Below are 20750 nucleotides of genomic sequence, written 5' to 3'. Positions count from 1 at the left end.
CAGAGCGTCTACCGTCTGTCAGACCGACTAGGCTCTAGCAACTCCTTCAATCTCGCCCGAGGTCGCACCGATGTCTCAGGAACCGCTTGCACGAGAAGCAGAGGTAGCCGCATTCCGCGATGCTGTCTTGACCAAACTCACCTACGCGGTGGGCAAGGACCCCGACCACGCTTTCGACCACGACTGGTTCGAAGCCATTGCGCTGGCCGCCCGCGACCAGATGGTCGATCACTGGATGGACCACACGCGGCGTATTTACCGCAAAGGCCAGAAGCGGGTTTATTACCTTTCGCTGGAATTTCTTATCGGCCGTTTGCTCTACGACAGCCTGAGCAACCTCGGCGTGCTGGAGATCGCGCGCGAAGCGCTGTCCGAACTCGGTGTGGACCTGGAGCGCATCCGCCTGCTGGAGCCCGACGCGGCGCTTGGCAACGGTGGCCTGGGCCGCCTGGCCGCATGCTTTATGGAAAGCATGTCGACCTTGGGCATTGCCGGCCACGGTTATGGCATTCGTTACGAGCACGGTTTGTTCCGCCAGGCGATCGTCGATGGCTGGCAACAGGAACAGACTGAGCGTTGGCTGGACTTTGGCAACCCGTGGGAATTCGAACGGGCCGAGGTGATTTACCCCATCGGTTTTGGCGGCAGCGTCGAAACCCTGGCGGACGCTTCCGGCAAGATGATCCAGGTGTGGTCGCCGAATGAAACCGTGCGCGCGGTGGCTTATGACACCCCCGTCGTCGGCTGGCGCGGCGCCAGCGTCAACACCCTGCGCCTGTGGCGTGCACGGGCCGTGGAAGACTTGCACCTGGAGCGTTTCAACGCCGGTGACCACCTGGGCGCCGTCGCTGAAGTCGCCCGCGCCGAAAGCATCTCCCGCGTGCTCTACCCGGCCGACAGCACCGAAGCAGGGCAGGAACTGCGCCTGCGCCAAGAATACTTCTTCGTCTCTGCCTCGCTGCAGGATCTGCTGCGCCGCCACAAAAACATGCACGGCTCGGTATTGAGCCTGGGCGAGCACGCCGCCATTCAGCTCAACGACACTCACCCCTCGATTGCCGTCGCCGAGCTGATGCGCCAACTGGTCGACCTGCATGACATTCCGTGGGAAGCGGCGTGGGACGTGACGGTTGAAACCCTTTCCTACACCAACCACACCCTGCTGCCCGAAGCCCTGGAGACCTGGCCTGTAGGCTTGATGGAGCGCATGCTCCCGCGGCACATGCAAATCATCTACCTGATCAACGCCCAGCACATCGACTCGCTGCGGGCCAAAGGCATTCACGACTTCGACGTGCTGCGCGCCGTGTCGCTGATCGAAGAAGACAACGGCCGCCGCGTGCGCATGGGTAACCTGGCGTTCCTCGGCTCGCATAGCGTCAACGGCGTGTCTGGCCTGCATACCCAACTGATGCGCAGCACGGTGTTCTCCGAGCTGCACAAGCTGTACCCGGAGCGCATCAACAACAAAACCAACGGCATCACCTTCCGCCGCTGGCTGTACCAGGCCAACCCCAAGCTCACCGAGATGCTGGTGGAGGCGCTGGGCCCGGATATTCTCGACACCATGGAAACCCGCCTGACGGAGCTGGAAACCTTCGCCGAGAAGCAATCCTTCCGCAAAGCCTTCGCCGACCAGCGCCTGCACAGCAAACGTGCACTGGCCGAGATCATCCACGAGCGCCTGGGTATTTCAGTCAACCCGGCGGCGATGTTCGACGTGCAGGTCAAGCGCATCCACGAGTACAAACGCCAACTGCTCAACCTGCTGCACACCGTGGCGTTGTACCAGGCGATCCGCGCCGAGCCTGGCACCGACTGGGTGCCACGGGTGAAGATCTTCGCCGGCAAGGCAGCAGCGAGTTATCACCAGGCCAAGTTGATCATCAAGTTGACCAACGACATCGCCCGCACCGTGAACAACGACCCGACCGTGCGCGGTTTGCTCAAGGTGGTGTTCCTGCCCAACTACAACGTCAGCCTGGCGGAAAGCATTATTCCGGCAGCGGATTTGTCGGAGCAGATCTCCACGGCCGGCTTTGAAGCCTCGGGCACCAGCAACATGAAGTTCGGCCTCAACGGCGCGCTGACCATCGGCACCATGGACGGCGCCAACGTGGAAATGCACGAGCACGTGGGCGCCGATCACATGTTCATTTTTGGCCTCAGTGCTCAGCAGGTTGAAGCCCGCAAGCACGCTGGCGAATTCAACGCCGGGCCGGAAATTGCTGCCTCCCATCGTCTCAACGACGTGTTGCAAGCGATTCGGGGCGGGGTGTTCTCGCCGGATGATCCCGGCCGCTATGTGGGCCTGATCGACGGGCTGATCGACTACGACCGCTTCCTGGTGTGTGCCGACTTCGACTCCTACTGGGACGCTCAGGCGCGGGTCGAGGCGCATTGGCATGACTCCAAGGCGTGGTGGCGCTCGGCGGTGCTGAACACGGCGCGCATGGGCTGGTTCTCCTCGGACCGCACCATCAGGGAGTACGCGACCGAAATCTGGAAAGCGCTCGACTAATCACCGCAATACTAAATGTGAGAGGGGGCTTGCCCCCGACAGCGGATTGCCAGTTTGCAGATATGTCGACTGGCACACCGCTATCGGGGGCAAGCCCCCTCCCACATTGGCCCCGCGTCGATATACTAGGCTCCGGTTTGCCCGCCTCGGGCTGCTTAGGGATATCGACCATGCAATGGATTTTCATGCTGATTGGCCTGGTGCTCGGCTGGACACTCGATGAGTCGTTCAGTGATGCGGGTATCGGTGCGCTGCTGGGCTTGGGCATTGGCCAGGCCATTCGTCTGGCGAAGCTGTCGGCGCAGGCGGACCAGCAGGCTCGTCAGTTGGAAACCACGCAGAAGGCGCTGATTGCGCTGGGTGAGCGCCTGCGGCAACTGGAGGTGCCCGCGCCGACGAACAGCGTGATTGTCGAACCCTCCGTGCCTGAACCCCCTCCTGTCGTTGCAAAGCCCGAACTTGTCTGGGAGCTACCCGCCGAACTTGCGCCCGTGGCTGTGGCCGCCCAAGCCAGTCAGCCGCTGCCCGATGACGCCTGGGTCGCAGCGCCAACTCCCAAAGCGCCTGCCGCGCCCCGCGGCCCCAACCTGATCGAGCGCGCCATCAGTGGCGCACGCAATTGGCTGTTTGGCGGTAACACCGTGCTGCGCGTCGGCGTGGTGCTGTTGTTCCTGGGCCTGGCCTTTTTGCTGCGCTATGCCACCGAAGGCGTGGTGGTGCCGATCGAGTTGCGTTACGCCGGGGTTGCCGCTGCCGCCATCGGCCTGTTGGGCTTGGGTTGGTGGTTGCGGCTGCGTAACAGCAATTACGGCCTGATGCTGCAAGGCACCGGCATTGCCGTGTTGTACCTGACGGTGTTCGCCGCGATGCGCTTGCACCCGTTGATCGATCCGGGCGCCGCGCTGGGCCTGCTGGTGGCGGTCACGGTGTTCTCGGCGATCCTTGCGATCACCCAGGATGCCCTCGGCCTGGCTTGCGCGGCGGCGTTGGGTGGTTTTGCCGCACCGATTCTCACGTCAACCGGCGCCGGTAATCACGTGGCGTTGTTCAGCTACTTCGCATTGCTGAACGCCGGCATCCTCGCCATCGCCTGGCTCAAGGCCTGGCGCTTGCTTAACCTGATCGGTTTTGTCGGCACCTTCGGCATTGGTTTCGCTTGGGGCATGCGTTCCTACACGCCGGAACTGCTGTGGAGCACCGAGCCGTTCCTGATCGTGTTTTTCCTGATGTACCTGGCCATCGGCCTGTTGTTCGCCCGGCGCACCTTGCTTGAGATGAGCGACGTACCGGAAGACGACAGTCGGGGTGCGCTGCTGCGCTGGTCGGCGGCCAAGGGTGATTATGTCGACGGCAGCATGCTGTTCGGCCCGCCGTTGGTGGGCTTTGGTTTGCAGTTCGCGCTGGTGCAGCACCTGGAATTTGCCGCCGCATTCAGTGCGCTGGGCCTTGGCATCCTGTACATGGGGCTGGCGCAAGGGCTGCGTGGCGGGCGGGCTTTGTTGCTGGCGGAAACATGCCTGGCGTTGGGCGTGATCTTTGCCAGTTTGGCGATTCCGCTGGGCCTCGACGCACGCTGGACGGCCGCGGCCTGGGCGGTGGAGGGCGCCGGGATCTTCTGGCTCGGCTTGCGTCAGCAGCGGCCGCTGGCACGTGCATTTGGCCTGTTGTTGCAATTGGGTTCGGCGCTGACCTTCCTCAGCGAACTGCGCGTAGGCGAACTGACCTTGCTTGATGGTGCACCGCTGGGCGCGCTGTTGCTGGTGGCTGCGCTGTTGTTCAGCTTCGATCAGTTGCGCAGGGCGTCGTCCGAGCAGGCGGCGGACTGGGAGCGCAAAGGCCTGCCCGTGCTGGCGAGCCTGGGCCTGAGCTTTTTGTACCTGCTTGCACCGTTGCTGCTGCTGACCCAAGGCACCGCCATCAGTTGGGCAATCGCGGGTCTTGTGACGTTGTTTGTCGGCCTGCGCATCGGCTCGCGCACCTTCTTGTTCACTGCGTTTGGCGTGCAGTTGCTCGGCGGGGCGTTGTTCCTCCTGCGCCTGCAGGGCGGCGACGGGACGGCGGTATTCAGTGCGGGCTGGAGCGGTTTGTTGACCGCCTCGCTGATCGGTTTGGCGTTGGTTGGCGGCATGCTGCTGGCCGTGCGCGACGACAAGGTGCGCAGCGACGTCGGCCTGCTGCGCGGTCTGTCAGTGGTGCTGCTCGCCGGTCTGGTACTGATCAACCTCGCGGTACTGTTTGTACTGCCGTGGCAAAGCGCCAGCGGCGTGTGGGCGGCCAGTGGTTTGCTAATCATCTGGCTGAGCCTGTACCTGCAACAGCGTGTGAGCTTCGTGTTTGGGTTACTGCTGCAACTGATCGGCGGCGCCTCGTTCCTGATGGCGGTGCCGCAGCTGCTCGGGCCGTTGAGCAGCGAAGGCTTGCGCCCCTTGGCGCACAGCGGTTTCTGGACGCCAATGGTGTTGGGCCTGGCTGCCTTGGTCGGCGCCTGGCGCTTGCAGCGTGAGCCGCATGCGCCGGTGTTTGCCGTGTTGAAACTGCAACGCCTGTCTGACCTGCTGCTGGTGTGGGGCGCGGCCTGGTGGACGCTGGCGCTGATCGGTGAAGTGTTGCGGTTTATCGCGCAGCCGCTGCAAGGCGCATATTTGCTCGGCATCGCAGCGGTGAGCGTGGCGATCTGGGCACTGCTGGCCGAACGTTTGCGCTGGGCGTCGCTGGGCATGTTATGCGCGTTGCTGATGCCGGCGGCGGGCGTGGTGTTGCTGGGCTCAGCCGATGATTATTACCACCCGGCGGCGCAGTACGGCTGGCTGGCATGGTTGGCAGTGTTTGTGGTGCATTTCATTTCGCTACGGCGTTTGGCGGCGGTTGTGCCGAGCAACGTGCCGAGCAACGTGCTGAGCATCGCTCACGTACTCGGCTGCTGGATGCTGATCGGCGTGCTGGCGCTGGAGCTGCGTTACGGCCTGTTGCTGCTGTCGAGCGAGTACAACGCCTGGCGCTGGCTGGGTTGGGCGATCCTGCCAAGTCTGTACCTGGTGTTGGCGGCTGCGCCACGCCGCTGGCCATGGCCGGTGTCCGCGTATCCGCGTGAATACCGTGTGCTCGCCGCGCTGCCGCTGGCGGTGTTGATGCTCGGCTGGTTCTGGTTGGCCAATATCTTCAGCGATGGCACGGCCAAACCGCTGCCATATGTGCCGCTGCTCAGCCCCCTGGACCTGGGCCTGTTGTTCGCGTTGCTGGGTATTTACCTGTGGTCGCGCAGCATCGCGCCGCAGCGCGGTCCACGCGCCGAGCTGGTCGCCCAAGGTGTTGCGGGTGTTTCGCTGTTTGCCTTTTTCACGGCCCTGGTGATGCGCGCTGCCCACCATTGGGCAGGCGTGCCGTTCCATCCGGAGGCGTTGCTGGAGTCGATGCTGGTTCAGGCCGGCCTGTCGATTGTCTGGACCCTCATCGCCCTCGGGCTGATGATCGGCGGCCATCTGCGCCATCGTCGCGAAGTGTGGTTGATCGGTGCGGCGCTGATTGCGGTGGTGGTCGCCAAGCTGTTCTTCGTCGAGCTGAGCAACCGCGGCGGGCTGGCGCGGATCGTGTCGTTTATCGGCGTGGGTGGGTTGCTGCTGGTGGTGGGTTACTTTGCGCCGCTGCCGCCCAAGCGTGCCGAACCTGTGTTGGAAACTGAAGGAGCATCCTCTTGATCGGTAAGTTGAGCGTGATCGCGGTGGGCGTGTGTATGACGTCGTCGGTGTGGGCGCAGGAAACGCCTGCCGACTTCACCACGCAAGTGCCGCTGGCGGTGAGTGGCAACGGCCCTTGGTATCGCCTGGAGTTGCCGCTGTCTGTACAACTGAGCGCGCGCCAGGCGGATCTCGGCGATGTGCGCGTGTTTAACGCCGCCGGTGAACCTCAGGCCTATGCGCTGTCACGCCAATCTGCGCAACGCACCGAAAGCCGTACTGTGACCGACGTGAAGTGGTTCCCGCTGTACGCCGCCGACACGCGCGAAAGCGTGCCGGATGTGGTGATGAAATCCACGGCCGAAGGCACGTTGCTCGAAGTGCGCCCGTCCAGGGCGGGCAAGCAAGTGCTGCGCGGTTGGGTGCTGGACGCCAGTGCGATCAAGGCGCCGTTGCAGCAACTGAGCCTGGACTGGAGCCGCGAACAGGACGGCTTCCAGCGTTTCAGCATTGAGGCCAGCGACGACTTGCAGCACTGGGCGTCGTGGGGCGATGGCCAGGTGGCACGTCTGTCGTTTGCCGACGAGCGTGTCGAGCAACATGAGGTGAGTTTGCCGGGGCAATCGGCGCGCTACCTGCGCCTGCTGTGGCAGGGCCAGGTCGCGCCGACGCTGACCTCGGCCAAGCTGGTGAGCGCCACCAGCAGTAGCCTGCCGATGCCGTTGGTGTGGTCGCAGCCCTTGTCGGGCGCGCGGCTCAAGGCGGGCGAGTACAGCTGGCAGTTGCCGACGGGGCTGCATGTCGAGCGTTTGCGCATCGAGCTGAAGCAGCCGAACACGCTGGCGCCGGTCACCTTGGCGGGGCGCCGTGATGCCAATCAAGCCTGGCAGCCGCTGAGCACTGGTGTGTTGTACCGCTTGACCCAGAATGGCCAGGATGTGGTGCAGGATGAGTTGCAACTGCCGGGAGTGGCCGTCGGCGAGCTTAAATTGCAGGTGGATGAGCGCGGCGGTGGCCTGGGCGTTGAGGCGCCAGCCCTGCGTTTTGCCGTGCGCGCCACGCAGTTGGTGTTTCTGGCGCGGGGTGAGCCGCCGTTTACCCTGGCGTTGGGCAATGGCGGGGTCAAGGCGGCGAACCTGCCCTTGTCGACTTTGATTCCCGACTACAGCGCCGAGCGTCTCAAGACGCTGGGCCAGGCCAGGGTCACCGGTGACGCTGTGGTTAAAAGCGCCACCGTTGCCGCATCGCCCGAAGTGGGCACCGATTGGAAGAAACTCGGCCTGTGGGCCGTGCTCCTGTTGGGTGTGGCGGCGCTGGGGGCGATGGCCTACAGTTTGTTGCGTGCGCCTGCGGCCAAACCGTGAACTCTATTGGCGTTAAATCCTCTGATTAGAGGAAATAACCCTCGACTCGCGTTAAACTGCGCGGGTTTTTAAGCCCCCCATTCTCCGGAGCCTTACATGTCCCGCGTTACCCTGAGTCGCTATTTGATCGAGCAGACCCGCAGCAACAACACGCCTGCCGATCTGCGCTTCCTTATCGAAGTGGTGGCGCGTGCTTGCAAGGAAATCAGCCACGCCGTGTCCAAAGGCGCACTGGGTGGTGTTCTGGGCAGCATGGGCACTGAAAACGTCCAAGGCGAAGTGCAGAAGAAGCTCGACGTGATTTCCAACGAGATCCTGCTCGAAGCCAACGAATGGGGCGGTCACCTGGCCGGCATGGCGTCCGAAGAAATGGACAATGCCTACCAGATCCCGGGCAAATACCCGAAAGGCGCCTACCTGCTGGTGTTCGACCCACTGGACGGTTCGTCCAACATCGACATCAACGCTCCGGTCGGCACCATCTTCTCGGTACTGCGTTGCCCGAACGAATACCTGAGCCAGAACGAAGCGCTGAACGAAAAGGCCTTCCTGCAGCCAGGCACCGAGCAAGTGGCTGCCGGCTACGCGATCTACGGCCCACAGACCATGCTGGTGCTGACCCTGGGCGATGGCGTCAAAGGCTTCACCCTGGACCGCGAAATGGGCAGCTTCGTGCTGACCCACGAAGACATCACTATTCCTGCTTCTACCCAGGAATTCGCGATCAACATGTCCAACCAGCGTCACTGGGAAGAGCCGGTGACTCGCTACGTCGGCGAGTTGATGGCAGGTGAGGAAGGCCCGTTGAAGAAGAACTTCAACATGCGCTGGGTCGCCGCGATGGTGGCTGACGTGCACCGTATCCTGACCCGTGGTGGCTTGTTCATGTACCCGCGTGACAGCCGCGAGCCGTCCAAGCCGGGCAAGCTGCGTTTGATGTACGAAGCCAACCCGATGTCCTTCCTGGTTGAGCAAGCGGGCGGCGCGTCCACCGACGGCCACCAGCGCATCCTCGACATCCAGCCCGAAGGCCTGCACCAGCGCGTGGCGGTATTCCTGGGTTCCAAAGAAGAAGTTGAGCGTGTGACCGGTTACCACAAGAAGTAAGACGCGGCGATCACTTATCCGCGATGTTGTGAGGCTGTTCACTCTTGAAAAAGCCCCGAAACGTTTCAGCGTTTTCGGGGCTTTTTTGTTTTTGCTCATCGGGAACCAGACACCTCTTTTCCCTTCTAAGCTTCTGGCAGATACCCAAGCTGCTTCGTCCCTCCAGGAGTTTTTCCATGTCGTTACGCCGTCTCGCCCTGCTGGCTTTTTGCGTGCTATTGGCCGCTTGCAGCAAGGTCAACCAAGAAAACTACGCGAAGTTGTCGGCTGGCATGGCCAAGGCTGAGGTGGAGTCGCTGCTGGGCAAGCCAACCGATTGTTCTGGCGCACTGGGCATGTCCAGTTGCACCTGGGGCGATAAAAACAGCTTTATCAGCGTTCAATATGCCGGTGACAAAGTTTTGATGTTTTCCGGGCAAGGCCTGAAGTAAACCGGGGCGCGAGCCTGCGGGAGAAGAAGAATGATGCGTTTTGTTTTGTGCCTTTGTGCCAGCCTGTTTTTGGCAGGCTGCGCCAGCCATTCTGGCGATGATCTGCAACCCAAGACAGCAAGCAACGTCAACCTCAAGCGTTACCAGGGCACCTGGTATGAGTTGGCCCGATTGCCCATGTACTTCCAGCGCAACTGCGCGCAGTCAGAAGCCCGCTACACGTTGCTGCCCGATGGCGACATGTCGGTGTTCAACCGCTGCCTGACACCTGAATGGAAGTGGGAAGAAGCCAAGGGCACGGCCACGCCGCAAGTGCCGGGCAAGACCGACAAGCTTTGGGTGGAATTCAATAACTGGTTCACGGCGCTGCTGCCGGGCGTCGCCAAGGGCGATTACTGGGTGCTGTATGTCAGCGACGACTACAAGACCGCCATCGTCGGCAGCCCAAGCCGGCGTTACATGTGGATATTGTCACGTACGCCGACGGTGAACGCCGACACTCGCGAAGACCTGCTGAGCAGGGCGCGCCAGCAAGGGTATGACACCACGCGATTGATCTGGCGCACGTCGGACAGGCAGATGGCGAAGACCTCGCAGTAAACCTGTACCAGCGCCGATAAAAATGTGGGAGCGGGCTTGCTCGCGAATACGCAGTGTCAGTCGACAGAGGTAATGACTGATACACCGCATTCGCGAGCAAGCCCGCTCCCACATTGGTTTTGCATTGTTGGTTAGCCCAGCAAATCTCTCAGCACGTGCGTGAATGCCCGGCTGCTTTCTTCTTCACCGGCATGGCGGCCATCGCGCACCATCCACTTGCCGTTGACCAGCACATCGCGCACTTGCCGGTCACCACCGGCGAACAGCCAGCGGTTGAGAATGCCGTCTTCGCTGGCCGTGGCCAGGTACGGGTCATCACCGTCCAGCACAATCCAATCCGCGCGTTTCCCCACTTCCAATCGACCAATCGGCTGGCCCAGCGCCTGGGCACCGCCGTCCAGCGCGGCATCAAACAGCGTGCGGCCGACCATCGGTTGGTCACTGCGGTATAAGCGGTTGCGCCGTTGATCGCGCAGGCGCTGGCCGTATTCCAGCCATCGTAATTCTTCCACCACACTCAACGACACGTGGCTGTCGGAACCAATGCCCATGCGCCCGCCTTGAGCGAGGAAATCGACTGCGGGGAAAATCCCGTCGCCCAGGTTGGCTTCGGTGGTCAGGCACAGACCGGCAATCGCGCGGCTCTTGGCCATGCGCGCCACTTCATCAGCATCAGCATGAGTGGCGTGCACCAGGCACCAACGCTCATCGACGTCGACATTGTCATACAGCCATTGCAGCGGGCGTTTGCCGCTCCAGGCCAGGCAGTCATCGACCTCTTTTTGCTGCTCGGCGATGTGGATATGCACCGGGCACGTCTTGTCGCTGGCAGCCAGGACGTCATTGATTTGTTGCGGCGTGACAGCGCGCAAGGAGTGAAAGCACAGGCCCAACTGCTGCGCCGGTTGTGCGGCGAGGATCGGCTTGAGGCGCGCTTGCAGGTCCAGGTAGTTTTCGGTGCTGTTGATAAATCGGCGCTGGCCTTCGTTCGGTGCTTGGCCGCCAAACCCGGAATGGGTGTAAAGCACCGGCACCAGCGTCAGGCCGATCCCGCTGCTGGCGGCTGCCTGGCTGATCTGCCGCGACAGCTCCGTGCGATCGGCATAGGGCTGGCCGCTGACGTCGTGATGCACGTAGTGAAATTCGGCCACCGAGGTGTAACCGGCCTTGAGCATCTCGATATACAGCTGGCGCGCGATGATCTGGAGTTGCTCCGGGTTGATCTTGCCCACCATGCGGTACATCAGATCGCGCCAGGTCCAGAAGCTGTCATTCGGGTTGCCGGCCACTTCGGCCAGGCCCGCCATGGCGCGCTGGAACGCATGTGAATGCAGGTTCGGCATGCCCGCCAACACCGGGCCTCTGAGCCGCTCGGCGCCGTCTGCCGTGGCGTTGGGCTCAACGTGGGTCAGTACGCCATCGGCGCTGACATCAAAGCGTACATCGTTGGCCCATCCATTAGGCAGCAGCGCGCGTTCGGCAAAGAAAGCGGACATGATCAAGGCACCCCGGTCGTGTGTTTATTTGTATATACATATACAGACGTTTGCCTGCTCGGTAAACTCCGGCAATCTATGCATCTTTTCCCCCTGCAAGGATTCCCTGTGCCGACTCCGCCTGCCAAGTCTTCGCTGGCTGCCCACATGGACGAAAGTCCGGCGCCCTTGTATGCCCGCGTCAAACAGATGATCAGCCAGCAGATCCTCAACGGCAACTGGCCGCCGCATTACCGCGTGCCGTCCGAGAGCGAACTGGTCAGCCAGCTGGGTTTCAGCCGCATGACCATCAACCGCGCCCTGCGCGAACTCACCGCCGAAGGGTTGCTGGTGCGCATGCAAGGCGTCGGCACGTTCGTCGCCGAGCCCAAGAGCCAGTCGGCGCTGTTTGAAGTGCACAACATTGCCGATGAGATCGCCTCCCGCGGTCATCGGCATACCTGCCAGGTCATCCATTTGTGCGAAGAGGCCGCAGGCTCCGAGCGCGCCGTCGCCCTGGAAATGCGCGAAGGCGGGCGGGTGTTCCACTCGCTGATCGTGCACTTCGAAAACGACATTCCGGTGCAAATCGAAGACCGTTTCGTCAATGCCCTCGTCGCGCCGGATTACTTGCAGCAGGATTTCACCCAGCAAACGCCGTACGCCTACCTCAACCAGGTTGCACCGCTGACCGAAGGCGAGCACGTGGTTGAAGCGATCCTCGCCGATGCCGAGGAGTGCAAGCTGCTGCAGATCGAGCCGAGCGAGCCGTGCCTGTTGATTCGCCGGCGTACCTGGTCCGGTCGCCAGCCGGTAACCGCCGCGCGTTTGATCCACCCCGGTTCCCGTCATAGCCTGGAAGGACGTTTCAGTAAATGAGTGCAGTGAAAGTCTGGCGCGCCACCGATTACATCCGCATGCCGTGGAAAAACGGCGGCGGCAGCACCGAAGAAATCACCCGTGACGCGGGCACCGGCCTGGATGGCTTTGGCTGGCGCCTGTCGATTGCCGATATCGCCGAGTCGGGTGGGTTTTCCACCTTCGCCGGCTACCAGCGCGTGATCACTGTGATCAAGGGCGCGGGCATGGTGTTGACCGTGGATGGCGAAGAGCAGCGTGGTTTGTTGCCGCTGCAGCCCTTTGCGTTCAGCGGTGAAAGCGAGGTTTCGTGCCGCTTGATCACCGGACCGATCCGCGATTTCAACCTGATTTATTCGCCGCAGCGTTATCAGGCGCGCTTTCAGTGGATTGATGGCGTGCAGCGGTTTTTCACGACGGCGCAGACGGTGCTGGTGTTCAGCGTGGCGGATGAAGTGAAGGTGCTGGACCAGAAGCTGGGGCATCACGATTGTCTGCAGGTGGACGGTAACACCGGCCTGTTGGACCTCTCGGTCAGTGGCCGCTGCTGCGTCATCGAACTGACCGCACGCGGTTAAAAAATGTGGGAGGGGGCTTGCCCCCGATTAGCGTGTATCAGTACCAGATGGGCTGGCTGATACACCGCAATCGGGGGCAAGCCCCCTCCCACATTTGCTTCTGTGGCGCTTACAGCATGTGTTTCCAGGTCCCGCACCAATTTGTTACCGAATGCCCCAGCGTGGCGCAATGCCGCGTTGTTATGAACAATCTCCCTCGCTGAAAAACGCCTCTGTAAGAAATTTCACCAAACCTCCAAGCCTTAATTTTCAAGGCTTACACACGCCTTCCAAAAAATTCTCAACAGCTCACGCGCAAAGTTGGCCGCTCGATTGCATATGCTTGTATGTACAAGTAAAGATGTGTGCGTAAGACTCTGCTTCGCACCATCAATGTTCGCGCATCGATCGCCGAGGAGTCTGTTGTGACCAAGCCTACAAAGTACCGTGACGTCGAAATCCGTGCCGCTCGCGGTAACAAGCTCACCGCCAAAAGCTGGCTGACTGAAGCGCCGCTGCGCATGCTGATGAACAACCTCGACCCACAAGTGGCCGAGAACCCGAAAGAATTGGTGGTTTACGGCGGTATTGGCCGTGCAGCGCGTAACTGGGAGTGCTACGACCAGATCGTTGAAAGCCTCACCAACCTGAATGACGACGAGACCCTGCTGGTGCAATCCGGCAAGCCGGTCGGCGTGTTCAAGACCCACAGCAACGCCCCGCGCGTGCTGATCGCCAACTCCAACCTGGTGCCGCACTGGGCCAGCTGGGAACACTTCAACGAGCTGGATGCCAAGGGCCTGGCCATGTACGGCCAGATGACCGCCGGCAGCTGGATCTACATCGGCAGCCAGGGCATCGTCCAGGGCACCTACGAAACCTTCGTCGAAGCCGGTCGTCAGCATTACAACAGCGACCTGACCGGCCGCTGGGTTCTCACCGCCGGCCTCGGCGGCATGGGCGGCGCGCAGCCATTGGCAGCAACCCTGGCTGGCGCCTGCTCGCTGAACATCGAGTGCCAGCAGGTCAGCATCGACTTCCGCCTGAGCAGCCGCTATGTCGACGAGCAAGCCACCGACCTCGACGACGCCCTGGCGCGCATCGCCAAATACACCAAGGAAGGCAAGGCCATCTCCATCGCCCTGCTGGGTAACGCGGCGGAAATCCTGCCGGAACTGGTCAAGCGCGGCGTGCGCCCGGACATGGTCACCGACCAGACCAGCGCCCACGACCCGCTCAACGGCTACCTGCCGGCCGGCTGGACCTGGGACGAATACCGCGCCCGCGCCAAGACCGAACCGGCTGCCGTAATCAAAGCCGCCAAGCAGTCGATGGCCGTGCACGTCAGAGCCATGCTCGAGTTCCAGAAGCAAGGCATCCCGACCTTCGACTACGGCAACAACATTCGCCAGATGGCCCAGGAAGAAGGCGTGGAAGATGCCTTCGCCTTCCCGGGTTTCGTACCGGCCTACATCCGCCCACTGTTCTGCCGTGGTATCGGCCCGTTCCGTTGGGCTGCACTGTCCGGCGACCCGCAAGACATCTACAAGACCGACGCCAAAGTCAAAGAGCTGATCCCCGACGACGCCCACCTGCACAACTGGCTGGACATGGCCCGCGAGCGCATCAGCTTCCAGGGCCTGCCGGCACGCATCTGCTGGGTTGGCTTGGGCCAGCGCGCCAAGCTGGGCCTGGCGTTCAACGAAATGGTGCGCAGCGGCGAGCTGTCGGCGCCGGTGGTGATCGGCCGTGACCACCTCGACTCCGGCTCGGTAGCCAGCCCGAACCGCGAAACCGAAGCCATGCAGGACGGCTCCGACGCCGTGTCCGACTGGCCACTGCTCAACGCCTTGCTCAACACCGCCAGCGGCGCAACCTGGGTCTCGCTGCACCACGGCGGCGGCGTGGGCATGGGCTTCTCGCAGCATTCGGGCATGGTGATCGTCTGCGACGGCACCGACGAAGCGGCTGAGCGCATTGCTCGCGTACTGCACAACGACCCGGCCACCGGGGTGATGCGTCACGCCGATGCCGGTTACCAGATCGCCATCGACTGCGCCAAGGAACAGGGCCTCAATCTGCCGATGATCAAGTAACTCAATGTGGGAGCGGGCTTGCTCGCGAATGCGGTGCGCCAGTCACCGTAATCGTTAGCTGACCCACCGCTTTCGCGAGCAAGCCCGCTCCCACATTTGATCTGCGTTGCAAGTACAAACAATCCATCAGAGGTTGAACACACATGGCTGCAAATGACGCACGTGCAAGCACCACCCCGTTGATCGAAAGGCGTTCGATCGACTACATCCCGGAAGCGGAAAGACACGGTCGTCTATTGAGTCAGTTCACCCTGTGGCTGGGTGCCAACCTGCAAATCACTGCGATTGTCACCGGGGCCTTGGCCGTGGTGCTGGGCGGCGATGTGTTCTGGTCGTTGATCGGTCTGTTGATCGGCCAACTGCTGGGCGGCGGCGTGATGGCGCTGCATGCGGCGCAAGGCCCGCAACTGGGCTTGCCGCAGATGATTTCCAGCCGCGTGCAGTTTGGCGTGTATGGCGCGGTGATCCCGCTGGTGCTGGTGTGCCTGATGTACATCGGTTTTTCGGCCAGCGGCTCGCTGCTGGCGGGGCAGGCGGTGGCGCAGTTGCTGCACGTGGAAGACTGGGTCGGCATTGTGCTGTTCGCCGGGCTGATCATGGTGTTCACCGTCTTCGGTTACCGCGTGATCCACGGTATTGGTCGCGTCGCCAGCGTGCTTGGCGTGGTTGCCTTCATCTACCTGTTCTACAAATTGCTCGCCGGTAACGATGTCGGTGCGCTGCTGGGCAACAAGCATTTTTCGCTGAGCAGTTTCCTGCTGGCGATTTCGTTGTCGGCGTCCTGGCAGATTGCGTTCGGCCCATATGTGGCGGACTACTCCCGCTACTTGCCACGCAGCACGCAGGCGTCGAAAACCTTCTGGGCGGTTGGCCTGGGCTCGGTGATCGGGGCGCAGGCGTCGATGGTGTTCGGTGTGTTCGCGGCGGCCCTGGCCGGTGCGCAATTCGCCCACCACGAAGTGTCGTTTATCGTCGGCCTGGGCGGCACCGGCATTGTCGCGGCGCTGCTGTATTTCAGCATCGCCTTCGGCAAGGTCACGGTGACCACCCTCAATGCCTACGGCAGCTTTATGTCCATCGCGACGATCATCAGCGGCTTTCGTGGCAGCCGGCACATTTCGAGTGCGGTACGCCTGCTGTACATCTTCCTGATGGTGTCGATTGCCGCCGCGCTGGCGCTGCTGGGCAAGGACTCGTTCCTCAAGGATTTCTCCGCGTTCATCCTGTTTCTGCTGGCGTTTTTCACGCCGTGGAGCGCGATCAACCTGGTGGATTTCTACTGCATCACCAAAGAGCGTTACGACATCCCGGCACTCTCCAACCCCAATGGTCGCTACGGCCGCTGGAACTGGATGGGCATCAGCATCTACGTGCTGGGCGTGCTGATCCAGATGCCGTTCATCTCCACGCATTTCTACACCGGCCCATTGGTTGCCAGCCTTGGCGACACCGATATCTCCTGGATCATCGGCCTGGTGGTGCCCGCAGCACTTTATTACTGGGCCGCGAAAAAGTGGCACAGCGCAATTCCTGAACGACTGATCCTGCCGGTAGAGCAGGGCGCTATACCAACGACAAACGGGCTGGCTGCACAGGCCTGATGGGACGTGGACAGGGCAGGATGCCTACTGACTGCCGTAATCCATTTCAAGATTGGGAGCGTCACAACAATGAAGATGAATAAGACCCTGCTGGCCACGTTGTTCTCTGCAAGCGTGTTGGCGAGTGCCGGCGCCCAGGCGGCCGGTTGGTGCGAATCCGGCAAACCGGTGAAGTTTGCGGGCCTGAATTGGGAAAGCGGCATGTTGCTCACCGACATCCTGCAAACCGTGCTGGAAAAAGGCTACGACTGCAAAACCGACAGCCTGCCGGGTAACTCCATCACCATGGAAAACGCCCTGAGCAGCAACGACATCCAAGTGTTTGCCGAAGAATGGGTCGGCCGCAGCGAAGTCTGGAACAAGGCCGAGAAGGCCGGCAAAGTCGTTGGCGTCGGTGCGCCGGTCGTCGGCGCGGTGGAAGGTTGGTACGTGCCACGCTACGTGATTGAAGGCGACGCCAAGCGCAAGTTGGAACCCAAGGCGCCGGACCTGAAAACCATCGCCGACCTGGCCAAATACGCCTCGGTGTTCAAGGACCAGGAAGAACCGTCCAAAGGCCGTTTCTACAACTGCCCGGCCGGCTGGACCTGTGAGCTGGACAACAGCGAAATGCTCAAAAGCTACGGCCTGGAAAGCACCTACACCAACTTCCGCCCAGGCACCGGCCCGGCGCTGGATGCGGCGGTGCTGTCGAGCTACAAGCGTGGCGAGCCGATCCTGTTCTACTACTGGTCGCCGACGCCGCTGATGGGCCAGGTCGACCTGGTCAAACTGGAAGAAAAGCCCGGTGTGGATAAAAGCGTGAGCATCAAGGTCGGCTTGTCCAAGACCTTTCACGAGCAAGCGCCAGAGCTGGTGGCCGTGCTGGAGAAGGTCAACCTGCCTATCGACTTGTTGAACCAGAACCTGGGCCGCATGGCCAAAGAGCGAATTGAGTCGCCAAAACTGGCGAAAATTTTCCTCAAGGAACATCCTGAAGTCTGGCACGCATGGGTGAGCGACGACGCAGCCAAGAAAATCGACGCGGCCTTGTAGGTCAAGCGTGTCCGACTACCCTGAGGGGCTGGTCGGACACCCGGCCACAACCCACTGGATCGAGAGCACGATATGTTTCCTGAGAGTTTTACGTTTTCCATCGCCGACTGGGTCAACGGTTGGGTGGACTCACTGGTCACCAACTACGGCGATGTGTTCCGGCACATCTCCGACACCCTGCTGTGGGCCATCGTCAACCTGGAAGGGTTGCTGCGCGCGGCGCCCTGGTGGCTGATGCTGGCCATCGTCGGCGGCATCGCCTGGCATGCCACCCGCAAGGTGCTGACCACCGCAGTGATCGTCGGCTTGCTGTTCCTGGTGGGCGCGGTTGGCCTGTGGGACAAGCTGATGCAAACCCTGGCGCTGATGATGGTCGCCACGGTGATTTCGGTGCTGATCGGCATTCCGCTGGGCATCTTGTCGGCGCGCAGCAATCGCCTGCGCTCGGTGCTGATGCCGTTGCTGGACATCATGCAAACCATGCCGAGCTTCGTGTACCTGATTCCGGTGCTGATGCTGTTCGGCCTGGGCAAGGTGCCGGCGATTTTCGCCACGGTGATCTACGCCGCGCCGCCGCTGATTCGCCTCACCGACCTGGGCATTCGCCAAGTCGACGGCGAAGTCATGGAAGCCATCAACGCCTTTGGCGCCAACCGCTGGCAGCAGCTGTTCGGCGTGCAACTGCCGCTGGCGCTGCCAAGCATCATGGCCGGTATCAACCAGACCACCATGATGGCGTTGTCGATGGTGGTCATCGCCTCGATGATCGGCGCGCGTGGCTTGGGTGAAGACGTGCTCGTCGGCATCCAGACCCTCAACGTTGGTCGTGGCCTCGAAGCCGGGCTGGCGATTGTGATTCTCGCAGTGGTCATCGACCGCATTACCCAGGCCTATGGTCGTCCACGGCATGAGGCGAGCAAATGACTACTGTCAGCAAAATTGAAGTTAAAAACGTCTTCAAGATTTTCGGCAACCGTTCCAAGGACGCCCTGGCCATGGTTGGCCAAGGCAAGACCAAGGACCAGGTACTGGCCGAGACCGGTTGCGTGGTCGGCGTCAACGACTTGTCCCTGAGCATCGGCACCGGCGAGATCTTCGTGATCATGGGCCTGTCGGGCTCCGGCAAATCCACGCTGGTGCGCCACTTCAACCGCCTGATCGACCCTACCAGCGGCGCGATACTGGTGGACGGCGAAGACATCCTGCAACTGGACATGGAAGCCCTGCGCCAATTCCGTCGGCACAAGATCAGCATGGTGTTCCAGAGCTTCGGCCTGCTGCCCCACAAGAGCGTGCTCGACAACGTCGCCTACGGCCTGAAAGTGCGTGGCGAAACCAAGCAGGTGTGCGCCGAACGCGCGCTGCACTGGATCGAAACCGTGGGCCTCAAAGGCTACGAAAACAAATACCCGCACCAGCTGTCCGGCGGCATGCGCCAGCGTGTGGGCCTGGCCCGCGCCTTGGCGGCCGACACCGACATCATCCTGATGGACGAAGCCTTCAGCGCCCTCGATCCGTTGATCCGCGCCGAGATGCAGGACCAGTTGCTGGAGCTGCAAAAGACCCTGCACAAAACCATCGTGTTCATCACTCACGACCTCGACGAAGCCGTGCGCATCGGCAACCGCATCGCGATCCTCAAGGACGGCAAGCTGATCCAGGTCGGCACGCCGCGCGAGATTCTGCATTCGCCGGCGGATGAGTATGTGGACCGGTTTGTTCAGCGCCGCGCTGCGGTGGTTTGAGCCCGATTGTGTGGTGAGGCTGCGGGCCCTATCGGGGGCAATCCCCCTCCCACATGTTGAACTGTGAACACCTTCAAAGGTGGGAGGGGGCTTGCCCCCGAAGAGGCCGGTAAGGCTGCACAAGAATTGAAGAAGGTATGAAGATGTCCCAGGCAGCAAAAATCATCATCGCCGACGCTCCCCTGCGCTGGCAGGACGTGGTCGCCGTCGCCCGCTTTGGTGCGCAGCTCGAACTCTCGGGCCACGCCTGGGCGCGCATCGACAATGCCCAGGCCATCGTGCAGCGCATCGTCACCAGCGGCGAGCGCGCCTATGGCGTGAACACCGGCCTGGGCGCGCTGTGCAATGTGTCGCTCAAGGGCGAGCAACTCAGCCAGCTGTCGCGCAATACCTTGCTGAGCCACGCCTGCGGCGTCGGCCCGGTGCTGAGTGACGAGCAAACCCGCGCGATTATTTGCGCGGCGATCATCAACTACAGCCACGGCAAATCCGGCTTGCACCCACAGGTGGTGCATTCGCTGCTGGCGCTGCTCAACCACGGCATCACGCCGCAGGTGCCGTCCCAGGGTTCGGTGGGTTACTTGACTCACATGGCCCACGTCGGCGTGGCATTGCTCGGTGTCGGCACGGTGAGCTATCGCGGTCAGATCGTGACAGCGCAACAAGCATTACAGGCAGAAGGTTTGCAGCCGGTGGTACTCGGCGCCAAAGACGGCCTGTGCCTGGTCAATGGCACGCCGTGCATGACCGGCCTGAGCTGCCTGGCCCTGGCCGACGCACATCATTTGCTGCAATGGGCCGACGTGATCGGCGCCATGAGTTTCGAAGCCCAGCGCGGCCAGATCGACGCGTTCGACGAAGCCATCATCGCCCTCAAGCCGCACCCGGGCATGCAGCAAGTCGGCATCAACCTGCGCGCCTTGCTCGACGGCAGTGAAGTGATCGCCAGCAGCCATGGCATTCGCACCCAGGACGCCTTGAGCATCCGCTCGATCCCGCACATTCACGGCGCAGCGCGCGACCAGGTCGAACACGCCACGCGCCAGATCGAGACCGAACTCAACAGCGCCACTGACAACCCGCTGGTGCTCGGCACGCCGGACACCTACCGCGTGGTGTCCCAGGCCAACCCGCACGGGCAGTCCGTGGCCCTGGCGGCCGACATGCTCGCCATCGCCATGGCGGAAATCGGCTCGGTGGCCGAGCGCCGCCTGGACCGCCTGATCAACCCGCACGTCAGCGGCTTGCCGGCGTTCCTGGTCAGCAACCCTGGGGTCAACTCCGGGATGATGATTGTGCAATACGTCGCTGCCTCGCTGTGCGGGCAGAACCGCCAGCTGGCGCAACCGGCGGTGCTCGACAATTTCGTCACCTCCGGCCTGCAGGAAGACCACCTGAGCATGGGCACCAACGCCGCGCTCAAGCTGCACCAGTTACTGGCCAACGTTACCCAGATTCTCGCCATCGAGTACCTGCTGGCGGCCCAGGCCTTCGAGTTTCTCAAGGACCAGCGTTTCGGCGCGGGCACCGACAGCGCCTGGCGCCTGCTACGTGAAAAAGTCCCACCTTACGAGCAAGACCGCTGGCTGGCGCCGGACATCGCCAGCGCTGCCGCGTTGCTTAAGGACACCGCTTTGCTGCACCACGTATTACCCCATTTGCACTGATTACTTATTCACAAATATT

16 protein-coding genes are annotated in these 20750 nt (G+C 61.9%); 14 read left to right on the top strand and 2 right to left on the bottom strand.

The window, feature by feature from the left end; all coding sequences use genetic code 11:
* The first annotated feature begins 70 nt into the window (after nucleotides 1-70).
* From AC19YS_RS05085 to AC19YS_RS05070, 4 genes are all read left to right on the top strand, one after another.
* Nucleotides 71-2521 (top strand): glycogen/starch/alpha-glucan phosphorylase, encoded by a 2451-nt coding sequence (locus tag AC19YS_RS05085; protein ID WP_200624281.1) that lies wholly within the window; start codon nucleotides 71-73, stop codon nucleotides 2519-2521.
* A gap of 170 nt (nucleotides 2522-2691) precedes the next feature.
* Nucleotides 2692-6216 (top strand): DUF2339 domain-containing protein, encoded by a 3525-nt coding sequence (locus AC19YS_RS05080; RefSeq protein WP_500601102.1) that lies wholly within the window; start codon nucleotides 2692-2694, stop codon nucleotides 6214-6216.
* Nucleotides 6216-7559 (top strand): DUF3999 domain-containing protein, encoded by a 1344-nt coding sequence (locus AC19YS_RS05075; RefSeq protein ID WP_179610137.1) that lies wholly within the window; start codon nucleotides 6216-6218, stop codon nucleotides 7557-7559. Before AC19YS_RS05080 ends, AC19YS_RS05075 begins: the two co-directional genes overlap by 1 nt.
* 96 nt (nucleotides 7560-7655) lie before the next feature.
* A complete protein-coding gene (locus AC19YS_RS05070) occupies nucleotides 7656-8666 on the top strand; it encodes a class 1 fructose-bisphosphatase (protein WP_053253909.1) in 1011 nt (336 codons plus the stop codon).
* Between the two features lie 10 nt (nucleotides 8667-8676).
* On the opposite strand, the gene AC19YS_RS05065 is transcribed toward AC19YS_RS05070, so the two are convergent.
* Nucleotides 8677-8844, bottom strand: coding sequence for a hypothetical protein (locus tag AC19YS_RS05065; RefSeq protein ID WP_157986811.1), 168 nt, complete (start codon nucleotides 8842-8844; stop codon nucleotides 8677-8679).
* On the opposite strand from AC19YS_RS05065, the gene AC19YS_RS05060 reads away from it, so the two are divergent.
* Both AC19YS_RS05060 and AC19YS_RS05055 read left to right on the top strand, forming a co-directional pair.
* Nucleotides 8843-9097, top strand: coding sequence for a hypothetical protein (locus AC19YS_RS05060; RefSeq protein WP_017849914.1), 255 nt, complete (start codon nucleotides 8843-8845; stop codon nucleotides 9095-9097). The two genes, AC19YS_RS05065 and AC19YS_RS05060, sit on opposite strands and share 2 nt — an antisense overlap.
* Before the next feature lie 30 nt (nucleotides 9098-9127).
* Entirely contained in the window at nucleotides 9128-9697 is a 570-nt protein-coding gene (locus tag AC19YS_RS05055) for a lipocalin family protein (RefSeq protein WP_106577487.1), read from the top strand.
* Between the two features lie 131 nt (nucleotides 9698-9828).
* Here AC19YS_RS05055 and AC19YS_RS05050 read toward each other — a convergent pair whose 3' ends face one another.
* On the bottom strand, nucleotides 9829-11193 hold the full coding sequence (locus AC19YS_RS05050; RefSeq protein ID WP_500601100.1) for a formimidoylglutamate deiminase: 1365 nt from the start codon (nucleotides 11191-11193) through the stop codon (nucleotides 9829-9831).
* 147 nt (nucleotides 11194-11340) lie between these two features.
* On the opposite strand from AC19YS_RS05050, the gene hutC reads away from it, so the two are divergent.
* The 8 genes from hutC to AC19YS_RS05010 all read left to right on the top strand — a co-directional run bounded on the left by hutC (nucleotide 11341) and on the right by AC19YS_RS05010 (nucleotide 20731).
* Nucleotides 11341-12051 (top strand): histidine utilization transcriptional repressor HutC, encoded by a 711-nt coding sequence (gene hutC, locus AC19YS_RS05045; protein ID WP_232000148.1) that lies wholly within the window; start codon nucleotides 11341-11343, stop codon nucleotides 12049-12051.
* A complete protein-coding gene (locus AC19YS_RS05040) occupies nucleotides 12048-12608 on the top strand; it encodes a HutD/Ves family protein (protein WP_106577489.1) in 561 nt (186 codons plus the stop codon). Before hutC ends, AC19YS_RS05040 begins: the two co-directional genes overlap by 4 nt.
* A 404-nt stretch (nucleotides 12609-13012) precedes the next feature.
* Nucleotides 13013-14683, top strand: coding sequence for a urocanate hydratase (hutU, locus tag AC19YS_RS05035; RefSeq protein WP_119738101.1), 1671 nt, complete (start codon nucleotides 13013-13015; stop codon nucleotides 14681-14683).
* Nucleotides 14684-14826: 143 nt separating this feature from the next.
* Nucleotides 14827-16284, top strand: a complete 1458-nt coding sequence (locus AC19YS_RS05030) for a purine-cytosine permease family protein (RefSeq protein WP_124416213.1) — start codon at nucleotides 14827-14829, stop codon at nucleotides 16282-16284.
* Between the two features lie 69 nt (nucleotides 16285-16353).
* A complete protein-coding gene (locus AC19YS_RS05025) occupies nucleotides 16354-17319 on the top strand; it encodes an ABC transporter substrate-binding protein (RefSeq protein WP_106577491.1) in 966 nt (321 codons plus the stop codon).
* Between the two features lie 72 nt (nucleotides 17320-17391).
* Complete coding sequence (locus AC19YS_RS05020; RefSeq protein ID WP_058411854.1) at nucleotides 17392-18243, top strand: ABC transporter permease; 852 nt, start codon at nucleotides 17392-17394, stop codon at nucleotides 18241-18243.
* The gene (locus tag AC19YS_RS05015; RefSeq protein WP_106577492.1) at nucleotides 18240-19064 is read left to right on the top strand and encodes a quaternary amine ABC transporter ATP-binding protein; all 825 of its coding nucleotides are present in this window, start codon (nucleotides 18240-18242) and stop codon (nucleotides 19062-19064) included. Before AC19YS_RS05020 ends, AC19YS_RS05015 begins: the two co-directional genes overlap by 4 nt.
* Nucleotides 19065-19207: 143 nt before the next feature.
* Complete coding sequence (locus AC19YS_RS05010) at nucleotides 19208-20731, top strand: HAL/PAL/TAL family ammonia-lyase (RefSeq protein WP_500601098.1); 1524 nt, start codon at nucleotides 19208-19210, stop codon at nucleotides 20729-20731.
* Nucleotides 20732-20750 lie beyond the last annotated feature (19 nt).

It is taken from the genome of Pseudomonas sp. MF08831 (genome assembly GCF_059862645.1).
The sequence above is the reverse complement of the archived record's forward strand: the minus strand, read 5'-3'. Positions and strand labels throughout refer to the sequence as shown.